Raw genomic sequence first — 14,102 nt, 5'->3', positions numbered from 1 at the left:
GCGCGCGTCCTAGCGTCCTGACCCACCTGCCGCATCCACCCTGCTGCGCGCAGTGCATCTCGGCGAAACTGCGAGAGGACGGCTATGTCCGTATCACGGCGGATCCCCATCGCGGGCGTGGTCGCCGCGTTGGCGACCAGTGCCCTGTTGTTGTTCCAGCAGACCGGCGCGCCCGCGCCGGAACCGGCGGCCAAGGCCGACAGTGCCCAGGCGGAGCAGCGCCAGGCGATGTTCGTCTACCGCGTGGTCGGCGGGGTCAACGACTCCGAGCGGCTCATCCAGGTCGGTTCGGACGTGCTGGAGCAGCGCGACGGCGACGACCTGTTCGTGCTCGGCAACGCCGAGGAGGCCAACCGGCTGACCAAGGCCGGGTTCACCACCAAGGTCGAATCGGTGATGGCGCCCGCGCCGTGGGCCCCGCCCAAGGCGCACAACAACAGCGAGCCGCTGGGCGTCAACGACATCAACGAGACCTACTACGGCGGCTACCGCACCGTGCGGGCGCAGCACTCGCACCTGGACAAGGTGCTCGCCGACTACCCCGCGCTCTCCACCGGGGTGACCTACGGCCAGTCCTGGCGCAAGAGCACCGGCAGGCCCAACGGCTACGACCTGCGTGCCATCTGCCTGACCAAGAAGCAGGCCGGGGACTGCGCGCTGAACACCAGCGCCGCCAAACCGCGCTTCTTCCTGATGGCCCAGATCCACGCCCGCGAGATCACCACCGGTGACATGGCCTGGCGGTGGATCGACCACCTGACCCAGGGCTACGGCACGGACGCCGAGGTCACCAGGCTGATGGACACCACCGAGATGTGGGTCGTCCCGATCACCAACCCGGACGGCGTTGACATCGTCCAGGCCGGTGGCAGCTCCCCGCGCCTGCAGCGCAAGAACGCCAACACCACCAACGGCACCTGCGGCACCGGCGGCCAGGTCGGCATCGACCTCAACCGCAACGCCAACTCGCACTACGGCCAGGCAGGCACCTCGACCAACCCGTGTGCCGAGACCTACCGCGGCCCGCGCGCGGACTCCGAGACCGAGCTGAACTCGCTCCAGGCGCTGTTCACCAAGCTCTACCCGGACAAGCGCGGCGACGGTGACACCACGCCGGCGGCCAAGGACACCAAGGGCCTGATGATCACCTTCCACAGCTACACCAACGGGATCATCTTCCCCTGGGCGCACCGGGCCAACACCTACACCGGCAACGACGCCAGCCTGCGCCGGATGGCCAAGGACATGGCAGGCATCACCGGCTACACCTACGGCACCGCGCCGCAGGTCGTCGGCTACGCCGCCTCCGGCGGCACCGAGGACTGGCTCTACGACAAGCTCGGCGTGCCCGGTTTCACCTTCGAGATCGGCCCGTCCAGCGGCACCTGCGGTGGCTTCCTGCCGCCGTACTCCTGCCAGACCAGCACCTTCTGGCCGAAGATCAAGCCCGCGCTGATGTACGCCGCCAAGCAGGCGGCTGCTCCCTACGCGAGCTGACCTGCTCCACAGGTGACCGGGGCGCCCCGCATGCACGACGCGGGGCGCCCCGGCACGTGTCAGCCGGTGCTCAGCGCACCTGCACGTCCTGCACCTCGACCCCGGTCAGCGAGCGCACGAAGCTGGCTCCCAGCGCCGAGGACGGCGTGTGTGCCCCGCTGGGCACCTCGCCGGAGCGGATCCGCTGCACCGCCCGGACCACCGCGTCCGCGGTCAGCTCATAGCCCTCCGGCGCGATCAGGGTCCGGCTCACCGTGCGCCCGTCCGCGTCCCGCACCTGCCCCCAGACCTCCGAGCGGGCGCCGGCCCGCGCCGCCTCGTCCGGCCCGGCGACCCGGTTGGCCAGCGCGGTCAGCCCCTTCCGCACCAGCTCGGCGCGCAGCAGCGGCAGCACGTAGCGCTGGGCCCGGAACAGCGGCGCCGGCACGCCGAGCGCGGCGTAGACGACGATGTTGGGGATGCCGGTGGAGCGGTAGGCGGTGCTCACATCGCCCCACGGGATGGAGATGACCTCGCGGCGCTTGCCGGGGAAGTCCACCGAACGCACCCGCCAGCCCGGCGAGACCTCGCGGATCCTCCCGTCGATCCGGGCCCGGCCACCGAGGCCGAGTGACTCGATCGCGGTCCGCAGCGTGCCGGCACTGGCACTGGCCATCCCGGCGAAGGCGAGTTCCAGGTGGGTGGCGCCGGGCAGGTCGGCGGCCAGCATCGCGGCCAGGCAGTCGGTGGGCACCACGTCGAACCCGGCGCCGGGCAGCAGCACGATCCCGGCCGTCTCGGCCTCGGCGGAGCGCTGCGAGATCTGCTCGAACACGTCGATCTCGCCGGTGATGTCCAGGTAGTGCACCTTGGCGTCCAGGCAGGCCTGCACCATGGGGGCCGCGGTGGCCGAGAACGGCCCCGCGCAGTGCGCCACGGCGTCCACGTCGGCCAGGTGGTCGGTGATCCGCTCGTCGAGCCCGAAGACCCGGTACGGCAACCCCAGCCGCTGCGCCAGCGGCACGACCTTCTCCGCCGCCCGCCCGGCCAGCACCGGCCGCTCACCCCGGCGCGCCGCCAGCTCCGCGATCAGCGTCCCCGTGTAGCCGTTGGCCCCGTACACCATCCACGTCATGCCCAAGAGCATGCCGAATTCGAACTGGAGTTACCAGGGGGTAGGTATTCCCGCCGCCCCCGGAGACCTGCCGCGGCCCGGACAGGTGAGGGGACGCCTGTCCGGGCCGCGTGCAGGGATTCGCCAGTTGGTCTGTGTGCCCCCCGCGGCGATAAAGGGACACACGAGCCAGGAACCGATGACGCGGCGACAGATGTGACCTGCGGAACATCCCACCGCTCAGTTCGCGGTACTCGCCACCAGCTCGCTGAACCGCTCCACCAGCTGCGCCCGCCCACCCGGCGCGACCAGTCCCCACTCCGGCCCGTCCGAGCCGGCGGGCAGGTAGGTGACGTACCGCCCACCCGCGACGTCGAAGTAGTCCACCGGCGCGCCGCTGACCCGCCGCCGCCCGTGCCGATCCCGCCCGGCGGCCCGGAACTGCCCGGCCCCCAGCCGGGGCTCGGCGAACAACCGCCGCACCCGCTCCAGCTCAGCGCCCCGCCCGGCTCCCGCCGCGGACCGCCGCAGGTACCCGTCCTCCGCCGCCACCGGCGGCCCGCCGTGCAGATCCGCCACCGGCACCGAGTAGGTAGGAATCCGCAACGGCTTGGCCTCCGGCAACACCCCCGCCACCGCGGGCGCCAGCTCCCTGGCGTCGATCGGCTGCAGGTGCAACTGCTCCTCGGCCAGCACCGCCAGCAGCCCGTCCCGCCCACTGGCCACCGCGAGCACCGAGCGCGTCGGCGCGCCCGGCTCGGGCATGAACCACCCGTACAACTCCCGGTGCGCCCGCGCGATGAGCCGCATGGCCGCCTTCAGATCCGGATGCACCAGCCGACCGTCGAACAACCCGGCCCGCCCCAACTCCTCCAGCGCGGGCCGGGCCACCGCCAACCGCTCGGCCATGGTCGCGCCCGGCGAGTGCGTGAGCAGCGCGTTGTGCTTGTCCCCGATCTCCTCGGCCTCCCAGACCAGGTCGTAGGCCAGCGCCGACAACGTGACAGCGGAACGCAACATCACTACTCGCCGATCACCGGCGGCGCCACGGACCGATGGTCCCCGAAGATGTCCTCGGTCTCCATCAGGAACGAGGCCCGCTCATGCTCCTCGTCCTCCTCCTTGCGCCCGGCCCCCGCGCCCCCCATGGGCATCCCACCCATGCCCGAGGCCCCAGGCCGCCCAGCCACCCCACCACCAGCAGGCCCAAACCCAGCACCCCCCGCACGCCCAACCCCAGCACTCCCCCCAGCGCCAAGCCCACCACCAGCACCGCCCCCAGGCCCGAACCCACCAGGAACAGCACCACCAAAGCCACCACCCCCGGCCCCACCGGAGTACCCACCCCCGCCACCAGGCCCACCACCGGCGCCACCACCGGAAATCGGCACCTCATTGGAGACGTACCCAGCGGACCCGGTCTGATCCCGAGGCGGATAAGCAGGCCCAGTCCCCACCACCGGAACCTCCGCCGACCCACCACCACCACCGCCGCCAGTACCGCCACCCCCGGCGCCACCACCACCAGCCCCGCCGCTGTAGCCGCCACCACCGCCGCCGAACTGCCCAAGCCCGCCGCCAAGACCGCCACCGCCGCCCCGGCCACCCTCGAAGCCACCGCCACCACCGGGCCCACCCGGCCCGCCGGGCCCCGGCTTGACCACGGAGACGTCGCCACTGACCTCGGGCGGCGTCAACCAGGTTGGCAGGGATTTCACGTTGTCCTCGGTCCGCACCCCGTAACCGGCGTAAACCCGCTGATTGTCACCGGTGTCGGTCTTGAACTTGTCGATTTCCCGGTCGAGATCGGTGGTGAACGGATTCAACTTGTTGCCGAGATTGTTCTGCGGCGGATTCTCCGGCACCGGCTTCAACTGGTTCTTACACCCATGCCAGTCAGTACCTTGCTGCCCAACGGCTTTCGCGGTGTTCCCCGCCATCTGCTTGGCATGATCAGCGAAGGCGGCGAGCGGACTCAACTGCTGCCGAGCCGCATCAGCCGCCTTACCTTCCCAGACCCCGTGCGAGTCCCGAAGCACCTTCTCCGCGAGATCCCGTGCCTCGTCGTATCCCTTGCCCACCTTGTCCCAGGCCGACTGGATCGGCGAGATACCGGACCCGGGTCCCTTGCCTTCCTGGAACCACTTGTAGATCTGATCCCCGCGAATACCCTCGGGCCGCGGTGTGTCCGACGGCCACAGGTTGATCCCGAGCATCGCCGCCCCACCCGCGCCGACCGCGATCAGCAATGGCAAAGGCATTAACTTCCCCCCTTCAACGTGGCGACCACCATCTCGCCGATCCCGGTTGCCCGTGGGCACGGGTTCGCGTAGTCCGCCGCCCCCACGGTCAGCTGGACCTGGACCGCGACCACGGTCTTCTGCGCGGTGCCGATCTCCAACCGGCACAGTCCCTTGCTCCGGGCGTCCGCGTCCATCGCGACGACCGCGGGGTAGCCGCCGACCTGGGCCGGCTCCCACACCTTGAAGTTGCTCTTGCGCGCGTAGAGCTGGGCGATCCCGCCGAGCTGGTTGTTCACCGTGATCGAGAAGTGGTTCTTCGCCGGAGTATCGCTTGCCAGCCAACGACATGAGGGGCCGAGCGGACTCTCCCGGACCTCGCCTCGCACGCTCCCCGCGACCTCACGCGCCTGCTCCGTGCTCAGCACCGAGCACGGACTACCGGCGATCTGAGCGGTGTCCAGCTCAGGCTGCGGAACGGTGGGGGCGTCGTTCGGCGCCGAACTCGCCGAGGTGGCGGCACCGCTGGTCGGCGTTGTGGTGGCCGGGGCGGGAGTGGCACCACAACCCGCGAGCACAACTCCGGCAAGCAACCCGAACGCGGCCATCACACTTGTTCCCAGGCGAGTCACAGTCATCCCTTGGGCTTGAAGTTGGTCTGGTTTGCGCCTTCGGTCCCGGCGTACTGGTCACGGGCAGCCGTCAGCTTCTGAACCAGCGTATCGACGGCCTCGCCATAGGCCCGATTGGCCAGAGTGTGCGTGCCGTCCTTCTCCTGAATCGTGCGCTCGATGATCTGGCGCACGGCACCCCGGCTGAAGTCCTCCTCGCTGGGCGGATTCGCCATGACGTTGGTCTCCATCGCCAGGGTGTTGATCTCCTCGATCTTGGTCCGGACCGCCTTCAGCCCGGCGATCAGGTTGTCCAGTTGTGCCACGTCGACCGTGAACTTCGAACCCCCGCCGAAGTCGATCGACACCTTGGTCTCACGCGGAGCCACGGCAAATCCCCCCATCCCCTGGAAAATCTCCCCAACGGACAGTAACGCGATCACCACGACGTCACGACCGGTTCGTGACCAATCCACACGTATTCGCGATCACATCACCCGAATGGCGGCTGGCACCCTAAGTAGTAACACTGACCGAACCCAAAAAAAGCCCGTAGCCAGCGAAAACGTGACTACGGGCAGTGGTGGGCGCGGTGGTGTTGATTTCGCGGAGTCGCCGGTGGCGGCCGCTCAGCGCCGGCCGAGTGGCAGGGCCGGGCCGGGGTCGAATCGGTGCGCCAGTTCGGTGCACAGGCCGCCGAGGGCGATCACGAGGGTGGCCGCGGTCAGTGGGGTGGCGCCCAGTGCCGAGAGCACCGCGGTGCCTGCCAGGCCGATCAGCCAGACCGGCAGGCCCGGTGGTGGTGTGATCATGACCGGGTTTCCCCTTTCCGGCGCGGCGGCCCGCGCTGTGCGGGAACCACTTCGCCGGACCTCGCGGTTGCCGTCATCATGGCCGAATTCCGGGTTTTTGCCAGCCAACGCCAGTCTTTTGTCGCGGCTGACCCGAGAACACCACCCGAATGCCGGATTTCGAACACGGTGAACACCTACCCGCTCGCCGGTATCACCGGATCGGGTGTTTACGCAGGTCAAGCGTGGCCGGGAAGGATCGTTAAATTGGTTGATGATTTGACGATCGATAATCACCGGGTCGACGAGAACCGGCGCGCCAGCTCCCGCCCCCTGGCCACCTGCACCTTCTTCGCCTGCCCCACGGCGAACCGCAACACCCCGAACGGAGCCGACAGCCGGTAGTGGTCCACCAACCGGGTGCCCTCGGCGACGGCCTCGATCCGGAACTCGTAGTCCAACCGCACACCGCCGGGACTGACCACGTCGCCGGACACCGTGCGCGCACCCAGTCGCATGCTGGCCTCGATGACGTTGTCCCGCCGCAGCGGCCCGAACCGGAACCGCTCCACGGCGGTGAACCGCACCTCATCCGGCGTCCGGCGGATGTCGCGCACCGCCACGACCAACGGCGAGAGCCCGACGTGGTTGGCCGGGTCGGACAGGTGCTCGACGACCTCCTCCGGGGCGGCGGACAGGATGGTCGTGGTACTGAATTCCACGGTCTTCATGTTGTGTCCCAACGGTTGTGCGGGTCAGGGGAGCAGGCGGTCCAGTACCGCGTCGACCTGGACGGCATCCGGTCCGAGCAGCAGGCAGTCCGTGCGCATGCCCTCCACGGCCTGCGCCAGGATCGTGGCGGCCACCAGGGCGTCCGGGGTGCCCGCGCGCTCGAACTGCTCGCCGAACAGCTCGAGCAGCACCTGCCGCTGTGCCTGGTAGTGCCCGGCGAAGGCCGGGTCGGTCGCGGCGCGGGAGACGAAGGCCTTGGCCACGCTGGTTTCGGCGGCCCGCTCGGCGTCCAGCGGCAGCAGTTCCAGCACGATCGCCGACAACGCCTCCCTCGGCGCGGGCAGGCCCTCGGCGAAACGGGCCCGCAGCCGGTCGGCGCAGCGCAGGCAGTGGTGCTCCAGCGCGAACAGGAGCAGGTCCTCCTTGGTGCTGAAGTGGTGCTGCAGCGTCCCGGTCGTCACCCCGGCCTCAGCCGCGATCTCCCGCATGCCGGGGAAGGTGCCGTGCCCGCGCACCAGCAGCCGTCCCACCGCCTCGGCCACCGCGTTCTGCCGCGCGTCCGGCTGCCATCGTTCTCTCATCGCCACCTCCATTACATCTGTAATGTAGCACTGCGATGAGGCTTCCGGCAGCGAACGAGGTTGCGGAGGGTAAACAAAACGCCACTGTCCGCAAGATTTCTCTTGCGGACAGTGGCGTGAAAAATCAATATCCGGTGGGCACAGTTGGGTTCGAACCAACGACCCCTCGCTTGTAAGGCGAGTGCTCTCCCGCTGAGCTATGCGCCCCCGCAGCAGCCCCGAGCCTACGCCCGGGGCTCTGCGAGATCATGCGATTTAGCCGAGGACCTCGGCCAGCGCCTTCTTCCACGCGGCCTGGTCGCGGGCCTCGCCAGGGGCGTTGGCCTCGGCGAAGCGGACCACGCCTTCCTTGTCGATCAGGAAGGTGCCGCGCAGGGCGAAGCCCGCGGTGTCGTTGAAGACGCCGTAGGTCTTGGCGACCTCGCCGTGCGGCCAGAAGTCCGACAGCAGCGGGAAGGTGTAGCCCTCCTGCTCCGCCCACGCCTTCAGGCTGAACGGGGTGTCCACGGACACACCGAGCACCTGTACCGCGTCGTTCTGGTAGTCCCCGATCTCGTCCCGGACCTGGCACAGCTCGCCCGTGCAGATGCCGCTGAACGCGAACGGGTAGAACACGAGCAGGACGTGCTTCTCACCGCGGAACGAGGAGAGGGTCACCTTCTCCTTGTTGCTGTCCGGCAGCGTGAAATCCGGGGCCTGCGTACCGACCTCGATCGTCATCGAGCACTCTCCTGGGAGTCTGGCTGGCTTCCAGCGAGCCAGCCTAGACCCTCAGGGACTACCCACAGACTTGGTCTCAGCGCTTGGGCTTGCCCGCCCGCGCACCGACCAGACGAGTCGCTGTCCAGTCATCCGACGCGGACAGCGTCGAGGTGACCGACAACCCGGCGGTGCTGGACGCGTCGCCGACGTCACTCGGCTCCACGTAGCCCGTCCGGCCCGTCTTTGGTGTCAGCAGCCAGATCACGCCCTCGTCGGCGAGCGGTGTGATGGCGTCGACGAGGTCGTCGGTGAGATCACCGTCACCCTCCCGCCACCAGTACAGCACCACGTCGATGACTTCCTGTGCGTCCTCGTCGAGGAGTTCGCCTCCACAGCGCTCCTCCACGGCGGCGCGGATGTCGTCATCAACATCCTCGTCCCAGCCGAGTTCCTGGACCACCATGTCCGGCTCAATACCGAGCCTCTCGGCGACGCCGACCTTTTCAGCGCCTTCCGCGGCGACCACGAGTGTCACTCCTCCAACTACGCGAGTGCGGCTGGCCGTACGGCCGCCGCACTGGTGTGTCCAACCGATCCCGGCTAGCGAACACTGCGAGTGCCCACCTGCGCAACTGCACGCCCCGGGACACGCCGGAATCGCTTCCCAACCGGTGGCATCCGGCTGCCCTCTATCGGACTATTGACAGTTACCGGCCGGTAGCGGTGACGCGCGTGCGCGCACGCGTAAGGATGGGGGACGATGACACGGCAGCGCCAACGCGTGGGATGCTCCACTGACACCGCGTGGCCGAGAAAGGCTGCCCCGAAACTGACGACGAAGCATGGCGAGGAGAACCCTTGGCCCCGCAGAACACCGGCGCCGGCACCCCTGAGCGGGTGCGGGTCATCCGTGACGGGCTGGCCGCCCACCTGCCGGACATCGATCCGGAGGAGACCGCCGAGTGGCTGGAGTCCTTCGACGCCGTCCTCGCCGGAGCCGGTCAGCAGCGCGCCCGGTACCTGATGCTCCGACTGCTGGAGCGGGCTCGTGAGAGCCACGTCGGCGTACCCGCGCTGACCAGCACGGACTACGTGAACACCATCCCCACCGAGCGGGAGCCCTGGTTCCCCGGCGACGAGGAGACCGAGCGCCGCTACCGGGCGTTCATCCGCTGGAACGCCGCGGTCATGGTGCACCGCGCGCAGCGTCCCGGCGTCGGCGTCGGTGGGCACATCTCCACCTACGCCTCCTCGGCCGCGCTCTACGAGGTCGGCTTCAACTGGTTTTTCCGCGGCAAGGATCACCCCGGCGGCGGCGACCAGCTCTTCATCCAGGGCCACGCCTCGCCCGGCATCTACGCGCGCGCCTTCCTGGAAGGCCGCCTCTCCGCGGAGCAGCTCGACGGCTTCCGGCAGGAGTTGTCGCACGCCGGAGCGGGCGGCGGCCTGCCGTCCTACCCGCACCCCCGGTTGATGCCGGACTTCTGGGAGTTCCCGACGGTGTCCATGGGTCTCGGCCCGATGAACGCCATCTACCAGGCCCGCTTCAACCGTTACATGCACGACCGGGGCATGGCCGACACCTCGCAGCAGCGGGTCTGGGCCTTCCTCGGCGACGGCGAGATGGACGAGCCGGAGTCGCGTGGCCTGATTCACGTCGCGGCGCACGAGGGCCTGGACAACCTGACCTTCGTGATCAACTGCAACCTGCAGCGCCTGGACGGGCCGGTGCGCGGCAACGGCAAGATCATCCAGGAGCTGGAGTCGTTCTTCCGCGGCGCGGGCTGGAACGTGATCAAGGTCGTGTGGGGCCGGGAGTGGGACTCCCTGCTGCACGCCGACCGCGACGGCGCGCTGATCAACCTGATGAACACCACGCCGGACGGCGACTTCCAGACCTACAAGGCCAATGACGGCGCCTACGTGCGGGAGCACTTCTTCGGCCGCGACCCGCGGACGAAGGAGCTGGTCACGCCGTACAGCGACCAGGACATCTGGAACCTCAAGCGCGGCGGGCACGACTACCGCAAGGTCTACGCGGCCTACAAGGCGGCCACCGAGCACCACGGCCAGCCCACGGTCATCCTGGCCAAGACGATCAAGGGTTACGGCCTGGGCCCGCAGTTCGAGGCGCGCAACGCCACGCACCAGATGAAGAAGCTCACCCTCGACGACCTGAAGCGGTTCCGGGACACCCAGCGGATCCCGATCACCGACGCCGAGCTGGAGCGGGACCCGTACCTGCCGCCGTACTACCACCCCGGCCAGGACTCCGCGGAGATCCAGTACCTGCAGGACCGCCGCCGCCAGCTCGGTGGCTCGGCGCCCGCCCGCCGGGTGAAGAACAAGCCGCTGGTGCTGCCGGGCGACAAGGTCTACGAGGTCATCCAGCGCGGGTCCGGCAAGCAGGAGGTGGCCACCACCATGGCCTTCGTCCGGCTGGTCAAGGACCTGGCGAAGGACCCGGAGATCGGCCCGCGGCTCGTCCCGATCATCCCGGACGAGGCGCGCACCTTCGGCATGGACTCCATGTTCCCGACGCAGAAGATCTACAACCCGCACGGTCAGCTGTACACCTCGGTGGACGCCAAGCTGATGCTCGCCTACAAGGAGAGCGAGCGGGGCCAGATCCTGCACGAGGGCATCAACGAGGCCGGGTCGACCGCCTCGTTCACCGCCGCGGGCACGTCGTACTCCACGCACGGCGAGCCGATGATCCCGATCTACATCTTCTACTCGATGTTCGGCTTCCAGCGCACCGGCGACAGCCTGTGGGCGGCGGCGGACCAGATGGCCCGCGGCTTCGTCATCGGCGCCACCGCCGGTCGCACCACGCTGACCGGCGAGGGCCTGCAGCACAACGACGGGCACTCGCAGCTGCTGGCCTACACCAACCCGGCCGTGGTGGCCTACGACCCGGCCTACGGGTATGAGGTCGCGCACATCGTCAAGGACGGCCTGCGCCGGATGTACGGCGAGAACGCCGAGGACATCTTCTACTACCTGACCGTCTACAACGACCCCTACGTGCAGCCCGCCGAACCGGCTGACCTGGACGTGGACGGTCTGCTGCGTGGTCTGCACCGGGTCAAGGCCGCGCCGGGCGAGGGCCCGCTGCGGGCGCAGGTGCTGGCCTCCGGCGTGGCGCTGCCGTGGGCGGTGCGCGCGCAGGAGCTGCTCGCCCAGGACTGGGGCGTGCACGCGGATGTGTGGTCGGCCACCTCCTGGTCGCAGCTGCGCCGCGAGGCGGTGGCGATCGACCGGGAGAACCTGCTGCACCCCGAGCAGGGCCAGCGGGTGCCCTACATCACCCAGGCGCTCTCCCAGGGCCAGGGCCCGGTGGTTGCGGTGTCGGACTGGATGCGTGCGGTCCCGGACCTGATCCGGCCGTGGGTGCCCACCGACATGCTCACCCTGGGCACCGACGGGTTCGGCTTCTCCGACACCCGTCCGGCCGCCCGCCGCCACTTCCTGGTCGACGCCGAGTCGATCACGGTCGCCACGCTGGCCGCACTGGCCAAGCGCGGTGAGGTGGCGCAGTCGGTGGTCGCCGAGGCGGCACGCAAGTACCGCATCGACGACGTCCAGGCCGCCGGTCCGCAGACCTCGGACTCCGGCTCCGCCTGATCGTTGACGCAGTGAGCGAAGGGGCTCCCCGAGTGCTGGGGAGCCCCTTCGTCATGCTCAGAAGCAGTGCTGGGCCGCGGTGGCCTTGACCAGGCCGTAATCGGCGCGGGGGTCCAGCAGCAGCGGGATCAGCCGACCCGCTTCCTGGTTGCGCGGCACCAGGCGGCCGCCGGGCACCGGCACCGAGAAGACGCCGTGCAGGCCGAGCACCTCGCGGTGGGTGGCGAACTGCTCGGCGGTGAGCTTGTAGCCGCAGGCCGGGTTCCGCTCGATGTCCTCGGGCTTGGCCGGCTCGTTGTCCGCGCCGCCGAAGTAGACCGGGCCCTGGCCGAGCACCGCGCCGAGGCGGCTCTTGGCGGTGGCCAGTGCGATCGGCGCCCAGCGGTCGGCCACCAGCTTGACGGTGCCCGCGACCGCGGCGAGCTGGGAGTGCACCCGGCGGCGCTGGTTGAGCGCGGGGTCGGCGGCCTCGGCGGCGTCCTTGGGGTCGACCTTGGTCTCCAGCAGGATGCCGACCGCGTGCTTGAGGCCGGCGGTGTTGCGCAGGATCCGCTCCTGGCCGTCGCCGGCGACCTGGCGGATCGGCTGGCCGGTCACCGGGTCGGTCCAGATGCCGTACTCACCGGTGGAGTGCCCGGCCTGTTCGACGTGCGGTTTGGCGTAGTCCTTGGACAGGGTGACCGACTCGTCGTGCAGGTGCTCGGCCACGTTGAGGTTGCGCGACCACAGGTACAGCACGTCCTTGTCGTAGAACTTGGGCGTGGCGCCGTACTCGTGCAGGTCGTGGATGACCTCGGGGCGGTGCTCGCGGATGACCGACGCGAGGGCCTTGGCCTCGGGTGAGACCAGCAGCAGGTGGTCCCGGTTGATGTCCACGCCGTTGGCGTTGGTGCGGGTGTCCGCGGCCCGGCCGTCCGGGTTGGCTGTGGGCACGAACAGGTATTTGACCCGCGGGTTCTCCCGCTGGAAGGCCAGGTCGCGCAGCTTGGTCAGGCAGCCTTCGCGGCCGGAGGGCTCGTCACCGTGCTGGGAGCAGATGAACAGCACCGTGCTGGTGGCGTGCGCGGGGCCGATCCGGACCAGGTTCAGCGGGCGGCCCTTGACCGTGCTGCCGATCCGGCTGACCGTGGTGTGGCGGCTGGCCTTGTCGACCGCGGCCAGGAAGCTCGCTTCCTCGTCCAGGCCGGTCCAGCGGGCACCGTTGGACTGCTCGAAGCCGGTGCGCGGCTGGGCGGGCGCGGCGGTGGCGACCGGGGCCACCAGGCCCAGCGCGGCCGCGGTCAGCGCGGAGAGGGCGATGAGTCGACGCACGTGACTCCTCGATGAGTTCGGGCAGGGCCCCCAGTGAGCCCCGCCTGAACCCATCAGCCTCACCCGATCGTGTCAACCGTCATTCGGCTGCGGGCGGCGGCCGCGGTGCGGTTCCAGTCCTGCCAGCCGCGCACCACCAGCACCGCGAACACGATGTAGACCAGCGCGGAGAACCACAGCCCCGACATCAGCTGCAAGGGCACGCCGACCGCGTCCACGGCCAGCCACACCAACCAGAACTCGACCAGACCGGCCGCCTGCGCGCCGTAGGCGACCAGGGTGCCGACGAAGATCCAGGCGTCCGGCCAGGGCGCCCAGGAGGCGTCCAGGGCGTCCAGCAGCAGCGCGAAGGCGGTGGTGCCGGCGAGCATCGCGCCCACCATGACCAGGCGTTCGACCGTGGTGGCCGCGCGCACCGCGACGCCGAAGACCGGGTCGCGGTGGCGGGTCCAGGCCCACCAGCCGTAGACCGCGATGGCCAGTACCGCGACCTGCCGGGTGGCCAGGCCGCCGAGCTGGGCGGAGAAGTAGACGCTGAACAGCAGCACGGCGGTGACGATCTGCACCGGCCAGGTCCACAGCGTGCGGCGCTGCGCCAGGAACACCACGGCCAGGGCGCCTAGCTGGCCGATCAGCTCGGCGTAGGCGACCCGCTGGCCGAAGAACTCGAACCCGTGTTCCATCAGGAACCGCATCTGCCTCTCCCCACAGCCCAGGCCCTGGGGCTGTTTTCGGGAACGGCGACGCGACACCGGCGTGCGGACGTGAGTCGACGCACGCGGGCGCGCGTGCGCAGCCTCCCATCCGGACTTTCACCGTCGGCCACGGAATTCCACCGTGTCAACCGCCGGCTGGCTGCCGGCGGGTCGCGGGCTGTCACCGCCGGTTCGGATTTTCACCGACCCCGGAGCGCACGA

The 14,102-nt window shown here is 69.6% G+C and carries 14 protein-coding genes, 1 tRNA gene and 1 riboswitch; of the genes, 2 read left to right on the top strand and 13 right to left on the bottom strand.

Annotated elements, in window-relative coordinates:
* The first annotated feature begins 84 nt into the window (after positions 1-84).
* Positions 85-1,497 (top strand): M14 family zinc carboxypeptidase, encoded by a 1,413-nt coding sequence (locus tag HNR67_RS13485; protein ID WP_185002372.1) that lies wholly within the window; start codon positions 85-87, stop codon positions 1,495-1,497.
* Between the two features lie 70 nt (positions 1,498-1,567).
* Here the strand turns inward: HNR67_RS13485 and HNR67_RS13480 are convergent, their stop codons facing one another.
* The 11 genes from HNR67_RS13480 to HNR67_RS13430 all read right to left on the bottom strand — a co-directional run bounded on the left by HNR67_RS13480 (position 1,568) and on the right by HNR67_RS13430 (position 8,773).
* On the bottom strand, positions 1,568-2,611 hold the full coding sequence (locus tag HNR67_RS13480) for a saccharopine dehydrogenase family protein (RefSeq protein WP_185002371.1): 1,044 nt from the start codon (positions 2,609-2,611) through the stop codon (positions 1,568-1,570).
* Between the two features lie 219 nt (positions 2,612-2,830).
* Positions 2,831-3,610, bottom strand: coding sequence for an ESX secretion-associated protein EspG (locus tag HNR67_RS13475; protein WP_185002370.1), 780 nt, complete (start codon positions 3,608-3,610; stop codon positions 2,831-2,833).
* Between the two features lie 2 nt (positions 3,611-3,612).
* Positions 3,613-4,845, bottom strand: a complete 1,233-nt coding sequence (locus HNR67_RS45630; RefSeq protein ID WP_185002369.1) for a hypothetical protein — start codon at positions 4,843-4,845, stop codon at positions 3,613-3,615.
* Positions 4,846-4,850: 5 nt separating this feature from the next.
* The gene (locus tag HNR67_RS13465) at positions 4,851-5,438 is read right to left on the bottom strand and encodes a DUF3558 domain-containing protein (protein WP_185002368.1); all 588 of its coding nucleotides are present in this window, start codon (positions 5,436-5,438) and stop codon (positions 4,851-4,853) included.
* 26 nt (positions 5,439-5,464) lie between these two features.
* Positions 5,465-5,887 carry a hypothetical protein gene (locus HNR67_RS13460; RefSeq protein ID WP_185002367.1) on the bottom strand — a complete coding sequence of 141 codons (423 nt, stop codon included), beginning with the start codon at positions 5,885-5,887 and terminating at the stop codon, positions 5,465-5,467.
* A gap of 183 nt (positions 5,888-6,070) precedes the next feature.
* Positions 6,071-6,253: a hypothetical protein gene (locus HNR67_RS13455; RefSeq protein ID WP_185002366.1), complete on the bottom strand. Its 183-nt coding sequence runs from the start codon at positions 6,251-6,253 to the stop codon at positions 6,071-6,073.
* A gap of 272 nt (positions 6,254-6,525) precedes the next feature.
* On the bottom strand, positions 6,526-6,963 hold the full coding sequence (locus HNR67_RS13450) for an SRPBCC family protein (RefSeq protein ID WP_185002365.1): 438 nt from the start codon (positions 6,961-6,963) through the stop codon (positions 6,526-6,528).
* A 24-nt stretch (positions 6,964-6,987) separates the two neighbouring features.
* Complete coding sequence (locus HNR67_RS13445) at positions 6,988-7,545, bottom strand: TetR/AcrR family transcriptional regulator (protein WP_185002364.1); 558 nt, start codon at positions 7,543-7,545, stop codon at positions 6,988-6,990.
* A gap of 135 nt (positions 7,546-7,680) precedes the next feature.
* Positions 7,681-7,752 (bottom strand) — tRNA-Val (locus HNR67_RS13440).
* Between the two features lie 48 nt (positions 7,753-7,800).
* Entirely contained in the window at positions 7,801-8,265 is a 465-nt protein-coding gene (locus tag HNR67_RS13435) for a peroxiredoxin (protein WP_185002363.1), read from the bottom strand.
* A gap of 76 nt (positions 8,266-8,341) precedes the next feature.
* Positions 8,342-8,773: a DUF3052 domain-containing protein gene (locus tag HNR67_RS13430; RefSeq protein ID WP_185002362.1), complete on the bottom strand. Its 432-nt coding sequence runs from the start codon at positions 8,771-8,773 to the stop codon at positions 8,342-8,344.
* A 332-nt stretch (positions 8,774-9,105) separates the two neighbouring features.
* Here HNR67_RS13430 and aceE point away from each other — a divergent pair, with 332 nt between their 5' ends.
* Entirely contained in the window at positions 9,106-11,874 is a 2,769-nt protein-coding gene (gene aceE, locus HNR67_RS13425; RefSeq protein WP_185002361.1) for a pyruvate dehydrogenase (acetyl-transferring), homodimeric type, read from the top strand.
* Positions 11,875-11,931: 57 nt separating this feature from the next.
* Here the strand turns inward: aceE and HNR67_RS13420 are convergent, their stop codons facing one another.
* Positions 11,932-13,185: a M14 family metallopeptidase gene (locus tag HNR67_RS13420; protein WP_312987169.1), complete on the bottom strand. Its 1,254-nt coding sequence runs from the start codon at positions 13,183-13,185 to the stop codon at positions 11,932-11,934.
* Positions 13,186-13,244: 59 nt separating this feature from the next.
* Positions 13,245-13,880 (bottom strand): nicotinamide mononucleotide transporter family protein, encoded by a 636-nt coding sequence (locus HNR67_RS13415; RefSeq protein WP_185002359.1) that lies wholly within the window; start codon positions 13,878-13,880, stop codon positions 13,245-13,247.
* A gap of 93 nt (positions 13,881-13,973) precedes the next feature.
* Positions 13,974-14,102, bottom strand: a riboswitch (FMN riboswitch).

Source organism: Crossiella cryophila (assembly GCF_014204915.1).
Lineage (GTDB): Bacteria > Actinomycetota > Actinomycetes > Mycobacteriales > Pseudonocardiaceae > Crossiella > Crossiella cryophila.
This window is presented reverse-complemented; position numbering and strand designations above follow the sequence as displayed.